We start from the raw sequence: 21,546 nt of genomic DNA on the forward strand, positions 1-21,546 counted from the left end.
CGTGCCGAAACCTCTGAGCCAGAGCGATGGGCCACTGCCGACTCCCTGTTCAGGAGGCTCCATGAACCTCGATTCAACCGCTCAGGCACTGGCGTATCAGTCCGGTTTCGGCAACGAATTCAGCACTGAAGCATTGCCCGGCGCGCTGCCCGTCGGCCAGAACTCTCCGCAAAAAGCCCCGTACGGCCTCTACACCGAATTGTTTTCCGGCACCGCGTTCACCATGAGTCGCAGCGAAGCGCGGCGTACCTGGATGTACCGGATTCAGCCGTCGGCCAATCACCCGGCCTTCGTCAAACTGGAGCGGCAATTGGCCGGTGGGCCGTTGGGCGAAGTGACGCCCAATCGCCTGCGCTGGAATCCGCTGGAGATCCCGGCCGAGCCGACTGATTTCATCGATGGTCTGGTGAGCATGGTGGCCAACTCCGCTGCCGAAAAACCGTCCGGCATCAGCATTTACAACTACGCCGCCAACCGTTCGATGGAGCGCGTGTTTTTCAACGCCGACGGCGAACTGCTGCTGGTGCCGCAACTCGGTCGTCTGCGCATCGCCACTGAACTGGGTGTGCTGGAAGTGGCGCCGCTGGAAATCGTCGTGCTGCCGCGTGGCCTGAAATTCCGCGTTGAACTGCTCGATCCGCAAGCTCGCGGTTACGTCGCCGAGAACCATGGCGCGCCGCTGCGCCTGCCGGACCTGGGGCCAATCGGCAGCAATGGTCTGGCCAATCCGCGCGACTTCCTGACCCCGGTCGCCGCTTACGAAAACCTGCAGCAGCCAACCACGCTGGTGCAGAAATTTCTCGGTCAGTTGTGGGCCACCGAACTCAATCACTCGCCGCTGAACGTGGTCGCCTGGCACGGCAATAACGTGCCGTACAAATACGACCTGCGCCGTTTCAACACCATCGGCACGGTGAGTTTCGATCATCCCGATCCGTCGATCTTCACCGTGCTGACGTCGCCGACCAGCGTGCACGGCCTGGCCAACCTCGACTTCGTGATCTTCCCGCCGCGCTGGATGGTCGCTGAAAACACCTTCCGGCCGCCATGGTTCCACCGCAACCTGATGAACGAATTCATGGGCCTGATCCAGGGCGAATACGACGCCAAGGCTGAAGGCTTTGTGCCGGGCGGCGCGTCGCTGCACAGCTGCATGAGCGCCCACGGCCCGGACGGCGAGACGTGCACCAAAGCGATCAACGCCGAGCTCAAACCAGCGAAAATCGACAACACCATGGCCTTCATGTTCGAGACCAGCCAAGTGCTGCGCCCAAGCCGCTTCGCCCTCGACTGCCCGCAACTGCAATCCACTTACGACGCCTGCTGGGCCACGCTGCCCGCCACGTTCGACCCGACCCGGAGATAACTCATGACGCAGAATTCCATCACCCGCAGCTGGGTCGCTTCGGCCAACGGCCACGCTGATTTCCCGTTGCAGAACTTTCCGCTCGGGGTATTCAGCCTTGATGGCTCGGCACCGCGCGCAGGCGTGGCGATTGGCGAACACATCTTTGATCTGCAAGTGGCGCTGGAAGCCGGGCTGTTCGACGGTACCGCGCGCAGTGCCGTCGAAGCCATGCACGGTGGTCAGCTGAACGCGTTCTTCGAACTCGGTCGCGACGCTCGTGTTGCTTTGCGTGAGCGCCTCCTGGAACTGTTCAGCGAAGGCAGTACGCATCGCGGCAACATCGAGGCCCAAGGTGCAAAACTGCTCCCACTGGCCGCCGATTGCCAACTGCATCTGCCGGCGCGCATCAGTGATTACACCGACTTCTACGTCGGCATCGAACACGCGCAAAACGTCGGCAAACTGTTCCGTCCGGATAACCCGTTGCTGCCGAACTACAAGCACGTGCCGATCGGTTATCACGGTCGCGCCTCCACCGTACGCGCATCCGGCACTGACGTTCGTCGTCCGAAAGGCCAGACCTTGCCGGCCGGTCAGACTGAGCCGACTTTCGGCCCGTGCGCACGTCTGGACTACGAACTGGAACTGGGCATCTGGATCGGTCAGGGCAACGAGATGGGCGACTCGATCGCCATCGGCGATGCCGCTGATCACATTGCCGGTTTCTGCCTGCTCAACGATTGGTCGGCGCGCGATATCCAGGCGTGGGAATACCAGCCGCTGGGTCCGTTCCTGTCGAAGAGTTTCATCACCAGCGTTTCGCCGTGGGTCGTAACAGCGGAAGCGCTGGCGCCATTCCGCACTGCGCAACCGAAGCGTCCGGAGGGTGATCCGCAGCCGCTGCCGTACCTGTTCGACAAACGCGATCAGGACGGCGGTGCTTTCGACATCGAACTGGAAGTGCTGCTGCTCACCGAAGCCATGCGCGAACAGAATCTGCCAGCCCATCGCCTGACCCTGAGCAACACCCGTTACATGTACTGGACCGTCGCGCAAATGGTCGCGCACCACAGCGTCAATGGTTGCCAGTTGCAGGCCGGTGATCTGTTCGGTTCAGGCACCTTGTCCGGCCCGGAAAACGGTCAGTTCGGCAGCCTGCTGGAAATCACCGAGGGTGGTAAAAAACCGATCGAACTGGCCTCTGGCGAAGTGCGTAAATTCCTTGAGGACGGTGACGAAATCATCCTGCGCGCACGTTGTGCTCGTGATGGTTTCGCGTCGATCGGTTTCGGCGAATGCCGTGGCAAAGTGTTGGCGGCGCGCTGACAGGAGCGGCTCATGGACCTCTATACCTACTACCGATCGACCTCGTCGTACCGCGTGCGGATCGCATTGGCATTGAAGGGACTCGACTATCAGGCACTGCCGGTCAACCTGATCGCACCGGCCGGTGGCGAGCATCGGCAAGCGGCGTATCTGGCGATCAATCCACAGGGCCGGGTGCCGGCCTTGCGCACTGATGAAGGCGAGTTATTGATCCAGTCGCCGGCGATCATCGAATACTTGGAGGAACGTTATCCACAGGTGCCGCTGTTACCGGAAGACCTTGCGGCCCGCGCCCATGTGCGCGGCGTGGCGGCGGTGATCGGCTGCGACGTGCATCCGCTGCACAACGTCAGCGTGCTCAATCGTCTGCGTCAGTTGGGGCATGACGAACCGCAGGTGGTGGAGTGGATCAGCCACTGGATCGGCCAAGGCTTGGCGACGGTGGAGGAGTTGATTGGCGACGAGGGCTTCTGTTTCGGCGAGTGGCCGTGTGTGGCGGATGTTTACCTGATTGCGCAGTTGTATGCGGCTGAGCGGTTTAACGTTTCGTTGGAGGCTTACCCAAAAATTCGCCGCGTTGCCGCGCTGGCAGCTGAACATCCGGCGTTCATCAAGGCCCATCCCGCCAACCAACCCGACACCCCGTAACTGATCACTGATAAACCTGTGGGAGCGGGCTTGCCCGCGATAGCGATCGTTCAGACTCAGTTGTATTGAATCTACCGCCGTCATCGCGGGCAAGCCCGCTCCCACAGGGGGCTCGGTTGATGCACCGAAAAATCATAAAAACAAAACAGGTACCTTGCGATGCACAACCAGATTGCCAGCTTCCGTGCGGCACTCGACGCCCGTCCTGTGTCCCGTTATCAGTGGATGCTCTTGATCCTGCTCGCCTTGCTGCTGGTCACCGACGGCTATGACGCCCAGGTGCTCGGCTACGTAGTGCCCGCGCTGGCGCAGGATTGGGGCCTGGAGAAATCTGCGTTCGGGCCTGTGTTCAGCGCCAACCTGCTCGGCCTGACCATAGGTTCTCTGGTGGTAACGCCTTTGGCTGACCGTTTTGGCGTGCGACGGATTCTGCTCGCTTGTGTGCTGATTTACGCCAGCCTCACGGTACTGATGGTGTTTGCCGACTCGTTGAACACGCTGATGATCGCGCGTTTCATCTGCGGCATCGGCATGGGCGGCGCGATGCCCAGCGCCATGGCACTGATGTCGGAATATTCGCCGCCACGCCTGCGCACTTTGATGGTGACACTGGCAGCGTGCGGTTTTTCGTTCGGTGGGGCGGCCGGAGGTTTTGTCGCGGCAGGGTTCATCGACCAGTTCGGCTGGCAAGCGGTGTTCCTTGCGGGCGGCGTGACGCCATTGCTGCTGTTCCCGTTTCTCTGGTGGATGCTGCCGGAATCTCTACCGCGCTTGCTGCGTGATGCGCCGCCGTATGCACGCCTGCGCAAAGTCAGCGCGCGGATGTTGCCGGACTGGCAACCGCCGCTGGCGAGCGTCGAGCAGAACGAACGCGAGCAGGGCAGCAAACTGACCGTGGTCGAGTTATTCCGCAACGGCTACGCACGGCCCACCTTGCTGATCTGGGCGACGTTTTTTGTCAGCCTGATTCTGCTGTATTTCATGATCAGCTGGTTGCCGACGTTGTTGCTGGAAAGTGGCCTGAAGCTCAACGAAGCCAACCTGGTGACGTCGATGTTTCTGTTCGCCGGTACCTTGGGCGCGATCTGCATGGCCTGGTTCGCCGACCGTTTGAAGCGCAAGGTGCGGCTGTTGTCTGGCGTTTTGGCAGGGGCAGCGTTATGTACGATTCTGCTCGGGCTCAATCACGACAACCCGCGTTATCTGGTGGCCTGCGTATTCGCGGCCGGTTTCTGCATCATCGGCGGGCAACTGACGCTGAATGCGTTTGCCAGTAACTTTTACCCGGCGCACGTGCGCGCCACGGGCACCGGTTGGGCGTTGGGCGTGGGGCGTTTTGGTTCAATCCTCGGGCCGCTGTTCGGCAGCCTGTTGCTGGCGATGCACATTCCGGTGGAGCAGATTTTCTTCTTCTGCGCGATCCCGGCGGTGATTGCTGCGTTGCTGATTATTCAGGTGCGCTCGCCTGCCGAAAATGGTTCGGCTGTGGGTGTCGGGGCGTCGGTTAAATCCTGAAGATCGAAAGATCGCAGCCTGCGGCAGCTCCTACAAGTGACCCCATGTAGGAGCTGCCGAAGGCTGCGATCTTGTGCTTTCAATGGACGACGGAATTAGGCGGCAAGTGACTGAGCCGGTCTGTCAGCCGCAGACGCTGGATCGGATCATCACTCAACAATAACGCGCGCTCCAGATCGAAGCGCTCAGCGTTCGGACAATCCAGCCGCTGATACAAACTCGCCCGCGCCAGATAATCAGCGGCAGCGGCATCGCCCAGTTCGAGCACCCGTTCAGCGTCGATCAGCGAGGCAATGAAGTCGTCATGCGTCAGGTGCAACTGGCGCAAGTTGCGCGACAGGCGCTGGAGCATCTGCACCGGCGTGGCGGTCAACAGGTGCTCGGCGCTGATTTTCATGTTCGGCCCGTATTGGCGCAGCAACAGTTCGCGACAATCATTCGGATACAGGCGTCGACCGCCGCAGGGATCGAGCAAGTGATCCGCGCCGGGTACGCGCAATAAAAAGTGCCCGGGGAAATTGACGCCGACCAGTGGAATCTCCAGACCGCGTGCCAGCTCAAGGGCAATCAACGCCAGCGCCAGGGGCTGACCGCGCCGTGTCTGCAAGACTTTCGGCAGCAACGCTGCCTGCGGGCGCAGCGGCAAGAAGTCGTCCTGGGCGAATCCCAGTTCAATCATGCGCCGCAGCAGCGGCTGCGCCAGTTCGCTGACCGGTAGCATGGGCAGACCGTAGCTGACCTTTTGTTGCAGCTCTTTGAAATCGAGCAAGAGTGCGGCGGGATCGACCGCTTTATCGTGCTCGGCCGCGATCCACAGCGCGGCTTCGAACAGCGCGGGCGGTGAGCGGTGCAGACAGTCGAAAAAGCGTTGGCGCGGACTCATCGAAATCTCCCTCGAATGCCTCGTTTTAGCCCCGTCAGTGCTATTCGTCCAGTGGCGGATTTTGCAGCGATGGAGTTATGCCGCAAAACATCTGTCTTCGAGGCCGCTTATTCCGGTGCGCTCCAGCAATTTTCAGGCGCAGGCCTATACTGGCGTTCTACAAGAAGTGATTCGGGAGCCCAACGATGTTTGCGCTCATGCAAAGCACTCGCCTGGAATCGCTGCACCTTAGCGTTGACCCGGTGTCCGGGTTGAAGGCGGTCATTGCCATCCATAACAGTCGCCTCGGGCCAGCCTTGGGCGGATGTCGTTACCTTGCCTACCCCAATGACGAATCGGCCGTCGAGGACGCCATTCGCCTCGCTCAGGGCATGAGCTACAAGGCCGCGCTGGCGGGGCTGGAGCAGGGCGGCGGCGTCGCCGTGATCGTGCGCCCGGCCCATGTGGAAAATCGTGGCGCGTTGTTTGAAGCCTTCGGCCGCTGCATCGATCAGCTCGACGGTCGTTACATCACCGCCATCGACAGCGGTACCTCAGTGGCCGACATGGACTGCATCGCCCAGCAAACCCAGCATGTCACCAGCACCACCTCGGCGGGCGATCCGGCGCCGCATGCGGCGATGGGCGTGTTCACCGGTATCCGCGCGACAGCCATGGCCCGTTTGGGCAGCGACAACCTGGAAGGCCTGCGCGTAGCGATTCAGGGGCTGGGCAATGTCGGTTTTGCCTTGGCCGAGCAGCTGCACGCGGCGGGCGCCGAACTGCTGGTCAGCGACATCGACCACGGCAAGGTGCAACTGGCGATGGAACAGCTCAACGCCCACCCGATTGCCAACGATGCGCTGCTCAGCACGCCTTGCGACATTCTGGCGCCGTGTGGTCTGGGCGGCGTGTTGAACAGCCATAGCGTCACGCAGCTGCGTTGTTCGGCGGTGGCGGGGTCGGCGAATAATCAGCTCACGCATCTGGACGTCGCCGATCAACTGGAGCGGCGCGGAATTCTGTATGCGCCGGATTACGTGATCAATGCCGGTGGGCTGATTTATGTGTCGTTGAAACATCGTGGCGAGGAATTGCCAACGATAACCGCGCATCTGTCGAAGATCAGTTCGCGGTTGACCGAGGTGTTCGCCCATGCGCAGGCGGAGAAGCGTTCGCCGGCGCGGGTGGCGGATGAGTTGGCGGAGAAAGTTTTGTATCGCTGAAACGCAAAAGATCGCAGCCTTCGGCAGCTCCTACATTTGGAATATTTATCCCTGTAGGAGCTGCCGAAGGCTCGGGCCGCGATCGGACGATCTTTTGATGTGGCGCTGATTACTTCGGCGCTTTTGCCGCTTTAGCAGGCTTGGCCGGCGCTTCAGCCGTTTCCACCTCTTCAGCGTGCTCGACAGGCTCGGCCGGGGCGTTGAGCAGCTCGGACAGTGCGTCTGGCTGGCTCTTGAACGCTCGGGCAAACACATCGCGGTTCTTCGCCATGTAGATCCCGGCTTCTTCCACTTGCTGTTCAGTCAGGGACGGAACGGCTTTTTGCAACACATCGGCCAGATATTCGGCCAGTTCGAGCATTTTGTCATGACGGTCAGCTTCGGCTTTATCCATGAACAAGCGCTCCAGATCTCGGCTGCTGCGGTATACCACTTCGACGGCCATTCACCACCTCACATGCCTTCACATTAAGTTGTCTTGACGACTACTGTATCCATATACAGCGAAAAGGATAAGCGAATCCCTGCGCCATGGGTAGTGGCTTTTTAATGTAGACCGGATTTCGGCTTTGCGAGGGGTCGTGCTGGGGACATCGCGGGCAGGCTCACACCTGCAGGAGCGGGGCGTGGTGCGACCAAACGCCACGGCGCGGGTTTGGCGGCGGCTCGCCATGATGGCGTGGCCTCTTTTCTGCATGAAAACCGTTACGTGCAGAAAACCGTCACGTCCAACACGCATCATCCGCTCGCATCGGGCTAAGGAACATCATCGTGAAAATAAACTGGGCCGAGAAACTGCGGCAAAACGTGCATCAACTGGCCGAGTCCCTGGGCAACCTGTTCGTCGAAACCTTCCACTATCTGGCGCTGTTTGCCATCGGTGCGGTGACGGCATACGCGGCGGTGATGGAATTTCTCGGGATGCTCGAGGAAGGCCACATCAAGATCGATGACATTCTGTTGCTGTTCATCTATCTCGAATTGGGGGCGATGGTCGGGATTTACTTCAAGACCAATCACATGCCGGTGCGCTTCCTGATCTACGTGGCGATCACCGCGCTGACGCGCCTGCTGATCTCCAACGTCTCGCACCACAACCCGCCGGACATGGGCATCATCTACCTGTGCGGCGGGATTCTGCTGCTGGCGTTGTCGATTCTGGTGGTGCGTTACGCCTCGTCACAATTTCCTTCGGTGAAGATCGAGAAACCGCAGCGCACCCTCGGTACAGGTTCCAGCGAACATCCTGAAGTGGAGAAGGGCGAGCTTTAAAGCCCGGCCGCTGGTCGGGGCTGACCGTTGATACGTGGCGGTGGCGGGGTCAGCCCGTCGCCGCTGGTCATCGCTTCGAGAATCGCCATGGCGCTGTGGCCCTGTTCGATGGCGATACCGAATTGAATGCTTTGCACCAGCCGTTTGAGCCGTGCCGGATCGTTGCGCTGTTCGGCACTGATCATGCGCTTGGCGACGATATGGCCGCTGTTGGACAGGGTCAGCATGATGCTGCCGTCCAGGCCCTGAATGCTCAGGTTGATCTGATAGTCCGGCGCAAAGGCATCGGTAATGATTTGAAAAGGGTTGTCCATGATGCGTCACCGCCTGATTGAACGTGCAGTTGTTGACCGGCCGTGATCGGGTTGGTTCGCCAAACCGGATCACCGGCCATTCCGTGTCCTGTCCTGGTTACTCACGTAGGAGCTGCCGAAGGCTGCGATCTTTTGATCTTCAATGTTTTGATTTCGGTCATGAAGGTCAAAAGATCGCAGCCTCGTTTCACTCGACAGCTCCTACAGGGGGAGTTTGCAAGGGCTGTGCCGGGAAAATTGTCGAACAATGAACACGGGCATAAAAAAGGCGAGCCGCTTGGCTCGCCTTTTTTTATGGCGCGTTTTCAGGGCAGAACCGAGTAGATGATCGCTGACAGTGCAATCAGGCCGATCAACACCACAAACACGTTGGATGCCTGGCCCGAATACTGGCGCAAGGCTGGTACACGGCGGATGGCGTACATCGGCATCAGGAACAACAGGCAGGCAATCACCGGCCCGCCGAGGGTTTCGATCATCCCCAGAATGCTTGGGTTGAAGGTCGCCACGGCCCAGCAGCTGAGGATCATGAACACGGCGGTCGCGCGATTCAGCCAGCTCGCCGACATCACCCGGCCACGGCTGCGCAGGCTTTTCACGATCATGCCCTGGAAGCCTTCGCTGGCGCCGATGTAGTGGCCGAGGAAGGATTTGGTGATCGCCACCAGCGCAATCAACGGCGCGGCGTAAGCGATGACCGGGGTCTGGAAGTGGTTGGCCAGGTACGACAGAATCGAAATGTTCTGCGCCTTCGCCGCTGCCAGATCCGCCGGCGACAACGCCAGCACACAGCTGAAGCAGAAGAACATCACCGTAACGACCATCATGCCGTGCGCCATGGCGAGGATGCCGCTGCTCTTGCGTTCGGCCTGCTCACCGTAGCGCTGCTTCTGATCAACCGCGAACGCCGAGATGATCGGCGAATGGTTGAACGAGAACACCATCACCGGAATCGCCAGCCACATGGTTTTGAAGAACACCGACATCGGCATCGCTTCCTGAGCGCTGGCGAAGAACGCGCCGTTCCAGTTCGGGATCAGGCTAAGGGCAAGCAGCAACAAGGCTGCGACAAACGGATAAACCAGCACGCTCATGGCTTTGACGATCACCGTCTGGCCGCAACGGACAATCGCCATCAGACCGAGGATCAGCGCCAGCGAGAGGATCGCCCGTGGCGGCGGGGCGATGTGCAGCTGGTGTTCGAGAAAGCTGCTCAGGGTGTTGGTCAGCGCCACGCTGTACACCAGCAGGATCGGGAAGATCGCAAAGAAATACAGCAGCGTGATCAGCTTGCCGGCGCCGACGCCGAAGTGTTCTTCCACCACTTCGGTGATGTTCCCGGAACGCCCGGACAAGACGAAACGGGTCAGGCCCCGGTGCGCAAAAAACGTCATCGGGAAGGCCAGTACCGCCAGAATCAGCAACGGCCAGAAACCGCCGACACCGGCGTTGATTGGCAGGAACAAGGTACCGGCACCGATGGCCGTACCGTACAGGCCCAGCATCCAGGTGGTGTCGGATTTGCTCCAGCCCTTGTGGGCCGTTTCTGTTTTGGTTGTGCGGTCTACAGCGGGATTTTCGGCAGCAGGTGTACGTACATCGGTCATCGGTATCGCCTCGTTATTATTCTTGCTCGGGCTCACGGTTGGCAGACCGTCGAATGCGGTCTGCCGGGGCGGTCAGGGAATGCGCCTCAGCACTCCACCCAGCTCACGGCCAGGCCACCCCGTGAAGTCTCTTTGTATTTGTCATGCATGTCGGCGCCGGTATCGCGCATGGTGCGGATCACCCGGTCGAGGGAAATGAAGTGGTTGCCGTCGCCGCGCAGGGCCATTTGCGTGGCGTTGATCGCCTTCACGGCGGCGATCGCATTGCGTTCAATACACGGCACCTGCACCAGGCCGCCGACCGGGTCGCAGGTCAGGCCGAGGTTATGTTCCAGGCCAATTTCGGCGGCGTTTTCCAGTTGCTCGGGGGTCGCACCGAGCACATCGGCAAGGCCGGCTGCGGCCATGGCGCACGCCGAACCGACTTCGCCCTGACAGCCAACTTCGGCGCCGGAGATCGAGGCATTTTTCTTACACAGAATGCCGACCGCAGCCGCACCGAGAAAGAAAGCGACCACGTCATCGTCAGACGCATCCGGGTTGAATTTCATGTAGTAGTGCAGAACCGCCGGGATGATCCCGGCTGCACCATTGGTCGGCGCGGTGACCATGCGCCCGCCGGCAGCGTTCTCTTCGTTGACGGCGAGGGCGAACAGATTGACCCATTCCATCGCCGACAGTGTTGAACTGATCACGTTCGGCTTGCCTATTTCCAACAGGCTGCGGTGCAATTTCGCCGCACGGCGCGGCACATTCAGACCGCCGGGCAGGATGCCTTCGTGGCGCAGACCCTGTTCGACGCACTCGCGCATCACCGACCAGATGTGCAGCAGGCCCTGGCGGATTTCGGCGTCGCTGCGCCAGGCGCGTTCGTTGGCCATCATCAGTTCCGACACGCGCAGGTTGTTCTTCTTGCACAGTGATAGCAGTTCGGCTGCGCTGGAAAAGTCGTACGGCAACACCACGTCGCCAGCGGGGGCCACACCGGACTCGGCTTCGGCCGCTTCGATGATGAAACCGCCGCCCACCGAGTAGTACGTCTGCTTGAACAGCTCGGCCGTTTCGCCAAAGGCTGTCAGCGACATGGCGTTGGGGTGGTAGGGCAGGCTCTCGTCCAGCAGCAGGAGATCGCGCTGCCAGTTGAAGGCAATTTCTCTTTGCCCGGCGAGGGACAGTTCGCCTGTCTCGCGCAGTTGCTGGATGCGTGGATCGATGGTCGACGGATCGATGCTGTCCGGCCATTCGCCCATCAGACCCATGACGGTTGCGCGGTCGGTGGCGTGACCGACGCCGGTGGCCGACAACGAGCCGTACAGGCGGATCTCTACACGGCGCACATCGTTGAGCACACACTGGTCGATCAACGCCTGAGCGAAGGTCGCAGCCGCCCGCATCGGGCCGACGGTATGGGAGCTGGACGGGCCGATGCCGACTTTGAATAGATCGAAAACACTGATAGCCATGCTAAACCCTTACAAGCAATGGAGTGGGAATCGCTGCCATTTTTTGTAGGACAAGCGCAATGTCGGCGATACTGCCTACCTCAGTCCTACGTGACTAACGAAACTTCCTAAGTAAGCCTTTAGCAGGACTAAACAATGAGTCGTCAATTGCATGCGCAGACCTACGTCTGGCTACAGGTGTTTTCCTGTGCCGCGCGGCATCTGTCGTTCACCCGATGTGCCGAAGAGCTGCACATCACCCCCGGCGCGGTCAGCCAGCAAATTCGCCAACTGGAGGAGCGCCTGGGATTTCGCCTGTTTCATCGGCGTGCGCGCGGTGTGGAATTGAGTGCAGAAGGGCAGCGGCTGGCCATTACCGTCAATGAAGCGTATGGCAGCATCGATGCGGAATTGCGTCGGCTCGATGCCGGGATGATCAGCGGAATCTTGCGTGTGCGCTCGATTCCGTCTTTTCTCAGCAAGTGGCTGACGCCGCGCCTGCCACGTTTGCAACAGCGCTATCCGGACATTCAGCTACGGCTGGTTGCCGAAGACAGCAGCGTGCCGTTGCACGAGGGTGACTTTGATCTGGCGATCGATCTGAACGACGGTAGTTATCCGGGATTGTTATCCACAGCCTTGCTCGACGAGCAGATTTTCCCGGTGTGTGCGCCAAGCCTGTTGCGCGGGCGACCGCCGCTGCACGGGCCGGCGGATCTGGTGCATTTTCCGTTGCTGCACGACATCACCGCCTGGCGCGGCAGTTATGAATACGCGGAGTGGGAGTTTTATTTGAATGCGATCGGCTTTGAAGGTGCCGATGTAAGGCGCGGGCACACCTTCAACCGCAATCACCTGACCATTGAAGCGGCGATTGCCGGCATGGGCGTGGCGATTGCCCGGCGCACATTGCTTAACGATGAACTGGAGCGCGGCACGCTGATTGTGCCGTTCGGCCTGTCGGTGCCCAACCATAAACGCTATGTGTTGCTGTACGCGCCAGGTGCGTTGAGCCATCCGGGCGTGCGTGCGGTGCATGATTGGCTGGTCGAAGAAGCGGGGATATTTCGCAGTCTGCACCCGTTGAACGACGGGCAATTGTGAGCAAATTTTGCCGGATGACGGGGCGACCCAACTCCCGACCTTACCAGCGCTTTGCTCGGTTGTCCGGCTTTTTTTGCGAATGAATATTTATCTTTTTTCAGGGGTTGAAATGTTCGCCGGTCGGGCCGATTGTTGTAACCAAGGGGTCAGGAAATTCAATTCAAGGCCCCTCGCGAGCTAGCTGAAATAAGGGATGAACTATGCAAATCCAAGTCAACAGCGATAACCATATTCAAAGTAGTCAACGACTGGAGGAGTGGGTACGTACAACCATTGAGAGCACGCTCGAACGTTATGAAGAAGACCTGACCCGTGTCGAAGTCCACCTGAGCGACGAGAACGGTGACAAACCAGGTCCGCATGACATGCGCTGCCAACTGGAAGCGCGGCCAAAAGGCCATCAACCGATTTCCGTGACCCATAAAGCCGATTCGCTGGAACAGGCGATCGACGGCGCTGCCGAAAAACTCGAGCATGCTTTGGAGCACCTCTTCGGCAAACTGCGAGGTAAACCACGCGCCGCTGTAGTGCCATTCAGTGGCAAGGCCAACGACAAGCTGTTGGCGGAAGAGTTTGACGAGAATGAACAGGCAGCGATCAACAGTTGATGCGCTGATTTTATAAGCCACCCGATGAGAACGGGCCTGCGAAAGCAGGCCCGTTTTTGTTTGTGCAAGATGATTTCAAGTTGATATCAAATAAACGAATCACCGCATTTGTATCAGCGTGATTACACGATTGTTTTGGTTTTCCCGCGCGTCAGTTCGTTTCAAATGCTAGTTCAGTCAAGTTTATCTAGAAGTTGTACAAATCAAGGATGATTGTAATGGAGTTTGTTCTGGCCCCTTTTCCACGGTTTATTCTTTCGGCATTGGCCGGGGCAGCGATCGGCATGTTCAGCGCCCAGGTTCAAAGCTGCCCGATTGATATCAGGGAACTGACCATTACGCAGATTCAACAAGGTTTCGAGGACGGGCGCTACACGTCGGAGCAACTGACAAAAGCCTTCCTGTCTCGCATTGATCAATACAATCCCTATTACAACGCCTTTACCGTGATGAACTCGAAGGCGCTGGATGAAGCGCGTGATATTGATCGGCGGCGCAAGTCCGGAGAGAAACTTGCGCAGATGGCGGGCGTTCCTGTGGTCGTGAAGGACACTATGGACATGGCTGGATTTGCCTCCACCGCCGGTTATGCCCCTCTCTCCTCCAAAGCCGGTGGCATCGACCTGATTCCGGAAAAAGATTCTGCCGTGGTTCAACGACTGCGGGCTGCCGGCGCGATCATTCTGGCGAAAACCAACGTGCCGGTATTTTCTGGAAGCCCTGCCAACGCCAATGACAGCTGGGCGGGCGTGACGTATAACGCGCTCAATCGCGCGTGGTTGCCGGGTGGCTCTTCGGCAGGCTCTGCCACCGCTGTCGCGGCGAACTTTGCCGTGGTCGGGCTGGCCGAGGAAACCGGCGGATCGATTCAAAATCCGGCAGCAGCGCAGAGTCTTGTCGGGATCAAACCGACGTTCGGTTTGATTCCAAATTCTGGCGTGATTCCGCAAGCGGGTTCAACCCGCGATGTTGTCGGACCCATCGCCCGCACCGTGCAAGACGCGGCCATTACTTTGGACGTATTGGCCGGTTACACCCTGGACGATCCTAAAACCACCGCGGCCTTTGGCAATATCCCGCAGACGGGGTATGCGACCGATTTGCGTCCGGGCGAACTCAACGGCAAGCGTATCGGATTATTCGGCGCGGGCTGGAACAAGGCGTTTGCCACTTTACCGGCAGAAACAAAAACACAGTATCGCAAGGCGATAAGTCAGCTTCAGAAGCTCGGCGCTGTGGTGATTGACGACCCGTTCAGCGGGTCCGGCCTGGTTGACCTGGCGCCGGTTGACGGCAGTTATGACGCGCGCGGATCGGATGCCCATGCGTATGATCTTGATCGTTATCTGCGCAAGCTGGGTGCCAGTGCAGAGGTTCATTCGCTTGAGCAATTGCAGGAGCGAATCGGCGTAAAGCTGTTTGAATCCGATGGCCCGCTTGAGTACTACGTGACGCAGTTGCCCGTGCTGGCGCGGTCATACCAGACACCGGCCATCGCTCCCGACCTGTCCGAGTTTGCCGATCTTCGCGAGCACTATTTGCGCATCATCAACCGGGTCATGCGTGAGCATCAGCTCGATGCGCTGGTATTCCCGCAAATGTTCGAGCCCGTGGGTGATGTATATGGGGGATTCATGGACGCGACGACCTCTTCGGTCATCAATATTGCCGGCATTCCCGGTGTGGTGGTGCCCAGTGGTGCGTACCCCGGAGGACAGCCGTTTTCGCTGATCTTCGTCGGTCGCATGTGGAGCGAGCGCGAGCTGATCGGCTACGCCTATGACTACGAACAGTTCGTCAAAGGCCGACTGGTTGCCGGTGATCTGCAAACGACGCCCGGGCCCATACCTGAATCCTGAATCCTAAGGTGTGCCGTCGAACTCGGCCCATTGCACCGGGCACGGGTTCGACGGGCTATCAATCAAGGTGCCAACAACACTCAGAACGCTACGGATGTCTGCACATACACGGTGCGTGGCTCACCGACATATTTACCCTTGTTGTTGTCATCAAACGAGCGCGTGAAGTACTGCGTGTTGAAGATGTTCTTCACTCCCACCGCCACGTTCAGATCCGCCAACTGCGGCCCGAAGTCATAACCCGCGCGGCTACTGAAAAGCATGTAACCCGGAATCTTGCCGGTACTGCCGTCGGCGCTTTCTTGTGAGGTGTTGGCGTTGTCGGCGAACTGGTCACTCTGGAAACTGCTGTCCAGATTCAACTTCCATGGCCCTTCGGTGTAACCCACGCCGATCGTGCCTTTGTGCTTCGAGGCGAACGGCACCCGATTACCTTTGTTCGGCCCGTCTTCACGAATGGTCGCGTCAACGAAGGCGTAAGTCGCGTAGACATCGAAACCGGCCAGCGCCGGGCTCAAGTCATCCAGCGCGTAATTGACGCTGGTCTCAATGCCCTGATGACGGGTTTCGCCACGGGCGATCACCGAATCGTTGGTCTGGTTGCTTTCGTACTGATTGTCGAAGTTGATCAGGAACGCGCCGATTTCCGCGCGCAACGCGCCATTGTCATAGCGGGTGCCAAGTTCCCAGGTACGGGCCTTTTCCGGTTTCACTTCGCCGCTGCTGACGCGGTTGGGCATCTGGCTGTACTGCACGCTGCCGAACGAACCTTCGGTGTTGGCGTACAGGTTCCAGCTGTCGGTCAGGTGATAAAGCACGTTCAACGCCGGCAGCGCGGTGTTGTAGTCGCCCTTGTATTTGACGTTGGTCAGGTTGTTGGTCTGCTGCGACTCGATCATCTCGTAGCGCACGCCCGGGGTGATTGTCCATTTGCCGATGTCGATGCGGTCGTCGACGAAGAACGCATTGGCCTCGGTGCCGCCACGGGTATCGCGGTCGTTGCGGCTGTTGGTGGTCGGGTATTCGTTGCTGGCGATCGGCGTGCGATAGCGCAGTTCGTGGCCGGCCTCGTTGATGTAGCGGTAGCCGACGCCGACTTCATGGCTGGTCGGGCCGAGGTCGAAGCCTTGGGCGAATCGGGTTTCCAGACCGCGCACCCAGTATTCGCGTGGCGACAGCGAAAGGAAGCTGCCCTGATCCAGATAACCACTGCGCAGGGTTTTGGTGAAGAAAGTATTGGCAGTGAATTCGCGGCGATCTTCCTGATAGCGATAGCCGAAGTTGAACATGGTGCGACGGCCCCAGAACTGATCTTTCGGGCGCGTCGACTGATACGGATCGGCATCGTAATCGGCGACGTTCAGACCGCCGGGCATGTCGGCGTTGCCTTCGTAATATTGGGCCATGGCGTTGAAGCTGTTGGCCTCGTCGAGCTGGTATTTGCCCTTGAGAATCAGGTCGTCGATTTCGGTGTCGCTGTGTTCGCGCCAGTCACCGCCACGGGTGCCGGAGTACAGCAACGCGCCGCCGAGACCATTGGCATTGGTGCCACCGGCCAACAGGTTGGCGCTGGTCTTGAAGCCGTCGTGACTCGACGAAGGGCTGGTTTCAGTCTGGAAGCCGCCCTTGACGGTTGGCTCGTCAGGAATCGCGCGGGTCACGAAGTTGACCACGCCGCCGACGTTCTGCGGACCGTAGCGCACAGCACCGCCGCCGCGCACCACGTCCACCGCATCCATGTTGCCCATGCTGATCGGGGCGAACGACAGCTGCGGTTGGCCGTAAGGTGCGAACGGCACGGGAATGCCGTCCATCAACACGGTCGAGCGTGCGGCCAGGCGCGGATTCAAACCGCGAATGCCGAAGTTCAGCGCCATGTCATGGCTGCCAGTGCCGTTGTTTTCCGGGGCGTTGACGCCGGGGATGCGGTTGAGCACATCGCGCGCTTGAGTCGCGCCCTGACGTTCGAACTCTTCGCGGCGGATCACATCGCGAGCGCCCGGATGTTCGAAGACGTTGACCTGTTCGGCTTCACCGAGCCAGTCGCCGACGACTTTCGAGGTGTCCAGTTCCAGTGCTGCATCGGCCACCGGTTGCAGGCTGAAGGCGTTATTGCCTTCGGCGCGTGCTTGCAGACCGGTGCCTTCGAGCAGCGCATTCAGACCTTGCTCAGGCGTATAGCTGCCTTCCAGACCACGGCTTTGTACGCCGCTGGTGACTTGTGAACCGAAAGAAATCAGCACACCCGCTTCACGGCCAAACTGGTTCAGGGCGTTTTCCAGCGACGACGGCGCGATGTGATAGGCCTTGGCGTCGGCAGCCATCGCGGCGGGCAGGGCGCTGAAGCTCAGGCTGGCGCCGAGGACGAGGTTGCGCAGGGTGCGGGCCAGTGGCGTGAGGCGGGTGGGGTGCATGGTGGGTGATCCTGAGAAGGTGGAATCAAGGGGCTTTCCTTCTCTGTCACGCCAGATCTGAAAAACGGCTCATTTATTTTTCAAGGATCAAAAGATCGCAGCCTGCGGCAGCTCCTACATCTGGAATGCTTATCTCCTGTAGGAGCTGCCGAAGGCTGCGATCCTTTGATCTTGTTCCTTACACCCGCGCCTCAACGGTCACCCAATAGCGGGTAAAACGCTTAACCTTCACCGGCAAACTGATTTCCAACAGATCGAGAATCCGCTCACTGTCGTCCAGCGGATACGTCCCGGAGAGCAACAGGTCGGCGACATCTCTGTCGCACTTGAGCTGCCCACGACGATACCGACCCAGTTCATCGAGAAAATCGCCCAGCCGCATGTGCGCCGCGACCAACATGCCATCGACCCAGGCACCACTGTTGGCGTCCAAGGGTTTGGCTTCACCAACGGCGGTCGCGGTAAAACTCAGCTGTCGAGCGACCGCCAGCAACATCGGCGCACCTCCATCGGCGGTCAGCTCGACCCGACCTTCAAACAGTGCAACCTGCGTGCGATCGGCAAATTGCCGGACATTGAGCCGTGCTCCCTGAGTCCTCAGCATTCCCTGCGCCGTACGCACTTCAAACGCGTGCGATGCGGTCAGGGACATTTCGCCTTCAAGCAAACGAATCAGGCGCTGATCAATCCGCACGTCAGCCGCACTCGCCGTGTTGAGATGCAATTGATCGCCCGCGCCCAACGCCACTTTGCGCCGTTGGCCAACAGGGCTGCGGTAGTCGGCGAGTAACGACGGCAGCGGATTATGTTCGCGCATGCCCCAGGTGGCGGCCGAACCCGCGCCGAGAATCAGCAGCAGTTTCAGTGCGTGACGTCGACTCGCGGACTTCGGCGCGTTCAACGCCGCATGCGCCAATGGCGAAGACACACCGCGCAGTCGCTGGTTGACCCGCTGAATGTGTTCCCACGCCCGACGGTGTTCGCTGTGCGCATCCAGCCACTGTTGCATCGCCATTTGCTGGCGCGGACTCAGTGCGCCTTGCTGCATTTCCATCAGCCAGTGCACCGCTTGTTCGGCGACCTGCGAGGAGAAATCCGGCGCGCGGTTCATAGGGAGAAATAGCAGCGCATCGCCGCCTTGTTCAGATGACGTTTGACCGTGGCCACGGAGATGCCGAGTTCAGTGGCGATCTGTGGATACGTCAGGCCATCGACCTGCGCGAGCAAAAACGCGCGTTTGACCTGACGCGGCAAGCCATCGAGCAGCTCATCCAGTTCGATCAAGGTTTGCAGGATGATGGCTTTGTGTTCTTCCGACGGCGCGACCATTTCCGGCATTTGCGCGAGCGTGTCGAGGTAGGCGCGCTCCAGGTCCTGACGGCGGTAGTGATTGAACACCACCCGCTTGGCGAGGGTGGTGAGAAAGGCGCGCGGTTCGATGATCACCGGCGGCTCGCGCGCGGTCAGTACCTTGATAAAAGTGTCTTGCGCCAGATCCGCCGCGCTGTCCGGGCAGCCGAGCTTGCGCCGCAGCCAGCCGGTAAGCCAGCTGTGATGGGCCTGATAAAGCGATTCGACGCAATGGACGGACGACAACGGTATTACTCCGGGCGCTGTGATGACGCGGTAGAGAGCATGCGTTAGAGAACAAGAACTGTTCGCATTGTAGGGGCTGGTTATACTTCCCGGCAATCAGATGCTTTTGCATATGAGAATATTTATCATTAATATTGCTCGCCTATTGGTTCGGCTTGTCGGCCGGACGTTTTCGTTTCAGGGTCGAAACATGAAAGCCAAACTCGCCGCACTCCCCATGTCCTATCGTCTGGCCGTCACCTCACGGGTGCTGGCCGCGGTGTTTGGCGGTTATCTGGTCGCGGCGCTGGCCAGTGTCACACTGACGATGTGGTTGCCATTGAGCCGTGCCGAAGCCGTGGTGACCGGCATGACCGTTTCGTTTCTGGTCTATCTGGTGGCTGTGCTTTGGTGCTTCGCCTGCCGCACCGCATGGTCGGCGTGGGTCGGTCTGCTGGTGCCGAGCGTGATTCTGGCGACCATCTCCGGCGCCGCGCGCGGGTTGGGTTTTGCATGAAAGAGGGCTTTCGCCAAGCGATGGCCTGGTTGCACACCTGGACCGGATTGGTGTTCGGCTGGCTGCTGTTCGCGATTTTTCTGACCGGCACCCTGGCCTATTTCAACGACGAAACCACGCACTGGATGCAGCCGGAAATCCCGGCGCGGCCGATCAATGCCGAAACAAGCCTGAGCCTGGCGCAAGATTATCTGCAGCAACATGCGGCCGGTGCTTCGCGCTGGTTGATCGACTTGCCCGATGCGCGTGACCCCGGCCTGACCGTGCGCTGGCAACAGGCGCCCGCGCAACCCGGCGTGCGCGGCCGCTTCGAATCGAAAACCCTCGACGCCCAGACCGGCGCCGAAGTGCAGGGCCGCGAAAGCATGGGCGGCGAGTTCTTCTACCGTTTCCACTTCCAGCTGCAGATGCCTTATCCGTGGGGGCGCTGGCTGGCGACCATCGCCGCGATGGTGATGTTTGTCGCGCTGATTACCGGGATCATCACCCACAAGAAAATCTTCAAGGACTTCTTCACCTTCCGTCCGCGCAAAGGCCAGCGCTCGTGGCTTGACGGGCATAACGCGGTGGGCGTGCTGGTGTTGCCGTTTCACCTGATGATCACTTACAGCAGCCTGGTGATTTTCATGTCGATGGTCATGCCGGCGAGCATTTTGGCGTCGTACGGTAGCGACGTGAACAAGTTTTATGATGAGGTTTTTCCTGCATCCAATACCCCGGAACGCGCCAACATTCCGCAGGCGCTGGCGCCCATGACACCGCTGTTGGCCAAGGCCAGTGAGCAATGGTCAGGCGGCCATACGGCGCGACTGTCGGTGAACAATCCGGGCGACGCCAACGCGACAGTGGTGCTGTCGCGTGCCGGCGATCGCGTGGTGCATGATTTCGGCCGTGCGGTGACGTTCAACGGGGTCAGCGGGCAGATGCTCGGCAGCACGCCGGATCAGCCGATGGCCATGGCCGTCGGCGGCGCGTTCTACGGTTTGCACATGGGCCACTTCGCCGGCCCGGTCTTGCGTTGGCTGTACTTCATCTGCGGGCTGGCCGGCACCGCGATGATCGGCAGCGGGCTGGTGATCTGGCTCGGCAAGCGTCAACTCAAACATGCCAAAAGCGGCGTGATGCCATTCGAGCTGCGCTTGGTGGAGGTGCTGAACATCGCCTGCATGGCCGGGCTGGTGACGGCGGTAGCGGTGTTTTTCCTGGCCAACCGTCTGTTGCCGGTGAGTCTCGCCGGGCGTGCGGATTGGGAAGTGAATGCGTTCTTTATCGCTTGGGGTTTGAGCGTGGTGCACGCGCTTTTGCGTCCGGGTCGCAAGGCCTGGGTCGAGCAACTCGCGTGCGGCGCGTTGCTGTTTACGACCGTGCCAGTGATCAATGCGCTGACCACGCCGTGGAATCTCGCTGCGACCCTGATGCAGGGCGACTGGACGCTGGCCGGTTTCGATCTGACCTGCCTCGCCACCGGCGTGTTTCTCGCCTGGGCCGCGTGGAAAATGCAGCGAGCCGGCAGCACCGTCAACGTGAAAAAAACCCGTCGTGAAAAGACTCGACCGATCACCCTTGAGCAGGGAGCAAACTGATGCTGTTGGCGCTGCTGCTGTGTTACGCAGGGTTCACCGCGTTGTGTCTGTCGATGCCGCGACATCACGATGAATTGCTCGGCCACAAACCTTCGGCCGTACGTCGTCAGGCGCTGAAAATCGCTGGCTGGTTGTTGCTATGTTTGTCGCTGTGGGCGGCGGTGACGGTCAATGGCTGGAGCTTTGGCCTGGTCGACTGGTTCGCCGTGCTGATGCTCAGTGCGCTGACGCTGGTGTTGCTGCTGCCCTATCGCCCGCGTCTGGCGTTGGCGCTCGCCGGGCTGAGTCTGTTGGCCAGCCCGGTGGCGGCATGGGCGCAGTGCTGA

Annotated in this window: 19 protein-coding genes and 1 pseudogene; 12 read left to right on the forward strand and 8 right to left on the reverse strand. The window is 59.8% G+C overall.

What is annotated here, in order from left to right:
* Positions 1-61 precede the first annotated feature (61 nt).
* From hmgA to ACQ4MY_RS01235, 4 genes are all read left to right on the forward strand, one after another.
* Positions 62-1,366, forward strand: a complete 1,305-nt coding sequence (hmgA, locus tag ACQ4MY_RS01220; protein ID WP_440093283.1) for a homogentisate 1,2-dioxygenase — start codon at positions 62-64, stop codon at positions 1,364-1,366.
* Between the two features lie 3 nt (positions 1,367-1,369).
* A complete protein-coding gene (fahA, locus tag ACQ4MY_RS01225) occupies positions 1,370-2,674 on the forward strand; it encodes a fumarylacetoacetase (protein WP_440093285.1) in 1,305 nt (434 codons plus the stop codon).
* Between the two features lie 12 nt (positions 2,675-2,686).
* A complete protein-coding gene (gene maiA, locus ACQ4MY_RS01230) occupies positions 2,687-3,322 on the forward strand; it encodes a maleylacetoacetate isomerase (protein ID WP_440093287.1) in 636 nt (211 codons plus the stop codon).
* A gap of 159 nt (positions 3,323-3,481) precedes the next feature.
* Positions 3,482-4,837, forward strand: coding sequence for an MFS transporter (locus tag ACQ4MY_RS01235; RefSeq protein ID WP_440093289.1), 1,356 nt, complete (start codon positions 3,482-3,484; stop codon positions 4,835-4,837).
* Positions 4,838-4,916: 79 nt separating this feature from the next.
* On the opposite strand, the gene ACQ4MY_RS01240 is transcribed toward ACQ4MY_RS01235, so the two are convergent.
* Positions 4,917-5,720 (reverse strand): transglutaminase family protein, encoded by an 804-nt coding sequence (locus ACQ4MY_RS01240; protein ID WP_440093291.1) that lies wholly within the window; start codon positions 5,718-5,720, stop codon positions 4,917-4,919.
* A 185-nt stretch (positions 5,721-5,905) separates the two neighbouring features.
* Between ACQ4MY_RS01240 and ACQ4MY_RS01245 the strand changes: the two genes are divergently transcribed.
* Complete coding sequence (locus tag ACQ4MY_RS01245) at positions 5,906-6,925, forward strand: Glu/Leu/Phe/Val dehydrogenase dimerization domain-containing protein (protein WP_440093293.1); 1,020 nt, start codon at positions 5,906-5,908, stop codon at positions 6,923-6,925.
* A 190-nt stretch (positions 6,926-7,115) separates the two neighbouring features.
* Here the strand turns inward: ACQ4MY_RS01245 and ACQ4MY_RS01250 are convergent.
* Positions 7,116-7,370 (reverse strand): annotated as a pseudogene (locus ACQ4MY_RS01250) (YebG family protein); the annotation flags it as partial.
* Between the two features lie 326 nt (positions 7,371-7,696).
* Here ACQ4MY_RS01250 and ACQ4MY_RS01255 point away from each other — a divergent pair.
* Positions 7,697-8,197, forward strand: a complete 501-nt coding sequence (locus tag ACQ4MY_RS01255) for a phosphate-starvation-inducible protein PsiE (protein WP_008087776.1) — start codon at positions 7,697-7,699, stop codon at positions 8,195-8,197.
* Here the strand turns inward: ACQ4MY_RS01255 and ACQ4MY_RS01260 are convergent.
* The 3 genes from ACQ4MY_RS01260 to ACQ4MY_RS01270 all read right to left on the reverse strand — a co-directional run bounded on the left by ACQ4MY_RS01260 (position 8,194) and on the right by ACQ4MY_RS01270 (position 11,581).
* The gene (locus ACQ4MY_RS01260) at positions 8,194-8,511 is read right to left on the reverse strand and encodes a DUF3509 domain-containing protein (protein ID WP_008087777.1); all 318 of its coding nucleotides are present in this window, start codon (positions 8,509-8,511) and stop codon (positions 8,194-8,196) included. The genes ACQ4MY_RS01255 and ACQ4MY_RS01260 overlap by 4 nt on opposite strands.
* Before the next feature lie 305 nt (positions 8,512-8,816).
* Entirely contained in the window at positions 8,817-10,118 is a 1,302-nt protein-coding gene (locus tag ACQ4MY_RS01265) for a serine/threonine transporter (RefSeq protein ID WP_440093294.1), read from the reverse strand.
* Positions 10,119-10,204: 86 nt separating this feature from the next.
* A complete protein-coding gene (locus tag ACQ4MY_RS01270; RefSeq protein WP_440093296.1) occupies positions 10,205-11,581 on the reverse strand; it encodes an L-serine ammonia-lyase in 1,377 nt (458 codons plus the stop codon).
* A 135-nt stretch (positions 11,582-11,716) separates the two neighbouring features.
* Between ACQ4MY_RS01270 and ACQ4MY_RS01275 the strand changes: the two genes are divergently transcribed.
* The 3 genes from ACQ4MY_RS01275 (at position 11,717) to ACQ4MY_RS01285 (ending at position 15,131) form a co-directional block, all read left to right on the forward strand.
* Entirely contained in the window at positions 11,717-12,664 is a 948-nt protein-coding gene (locus ACQ4MY_RS01275; RefSeq protein ID WP_007914183.1) for a LysR substrate-binding domain-containing protein, read from the forward strand.
* Between the two features lie 200 nt (positions 12,665-12,864).
* Positions 12,865-13,272 (forward strand): HPF/RaiA family ribosome-associated protein, encoded by a 408-nt coding sequence (locus ACQ4MY_RS01280; protein WP_008087781.1) that lies wholly within the window; start codon positions 12,865-12,867, stop codon positions 13,270-13,272.
* A gap of 218 nt (positions 13,273-13,490) precedes the next feature.
* Positions 13,491-15,131 carry an amidase gene (locus ACQ4MY_RS01285; protein ID WP_440093298.1) on the forward strand — a complete coding sequence of 547 codons (1,641 nt, stop codon included), beginning with the start codon at positions 13,491-13,493 and terminating at the stop codon, positions 15,129-15,131.
* 80 nt (positions 15,132-15,211) lie between these two features.
* Here the strand turns inward: ACQ4MY_RS01285 and fecA are convergent, their stop codons facing one another.
* From fecA to ACQ4MY_RS01300, 3 genes are all read right to left on the reverse strand, one after another.
* On the reverse strand, positions 15,212-17,545 hold the full coding sequence (fecA, locus tag ACQ4MY_RS01290; RefSeq protein WP_440093300.1) for a TonB-dependent Fe(3+) dicitrate receptor FecA: 2,334 nt from the start codon (positions 17,543-17,545) through the stop codon (positions 15,212-15,214).
* 178 nt (positions 17,546-17,723) lie between these two features.
* Positions 17,724-18,656, reverse strand: a complete 933-nt coding sequence (locus tag ACQ4MY_RS01295; protein ID WP_440093302.1) for a DUF4880 domain-containing protein — start codon at positions 18,654-18,656, stop codon at positions 17,724-17,726.
* On the reverse strand, positions 18,653-19,141 hold the full coding sequence (locus ACQ4MY_RS01300) for a sigma-70 family RNA polymerase sigma factor (protein ID WP_440093303.1): 489 nt from the start codon (positions 19,139-19,141) through the stop codon (positions 18,653-18,655). Before ACQ4MY_RS01300 ends, ACQ4MY_RS01295 begins: the two co-directional genes overlap by 4 nt.
* Positions 19,142-19,331: 190 nt before the next feature.
* Between ACQ4MY_RS01300 and ACQ4MY_RS01305 the strand changes: the two genes are divergently transcribed.
* The 3 genes from ACQ4MY_RS01305 to ACQ4MY_RS01315 are packed head-to-tail and all read left to right on the forward strand — an operon-like array spanning position 19,332 to position 21,546.
* Entirely contained in the window at positions 19,332-19,637 is a 306-nt protein-coding gene (locus tag ACQ4MY_RS01305) for a DUF3649 domain-containing protein (protein ID WP_008087787.1), read from the forward strand.
* Entirely contained in the window at positions 19,634-21,220 is a 1,587-nt protein-coding gene (locus tag ACQ4MY_RS01310; protein ID WP_440093305.1) for a PepSY-associated TM helix domain-containing protein, read from the forward strand. The genes ACQ4MY_RS01305 and ACQ4MY_RS01310 overlap by 4 nt, the downstream gene beginning before the upstream one ends.
* Positions 21,220-21,546 (forward strand): DUF3325 domain-containing protein, encoded by a 327-nt coding sequence (locus tag ACQ4MY_RS01315; protein ID WP_440093306.1) that lies wholly within the window; start codon positions 21,220-21,222, stop codon positions 21,544-21,546. The genes ACQ4MY_RS01310 and ACQ4MY_RS01315 overlap by 1 nt, the downstream gene beginning before the upstream one ends.

Source organism: Pseudomonas sp. SM4, from assembly GCF_051913165.1.
Taxonomy (GTDB): domain Bacteria; phylum Pseudomonadota; class Gammaproteobacteria; order Pseudomonadales; family Pseudomonadaceae; genus Aquipseudomonas.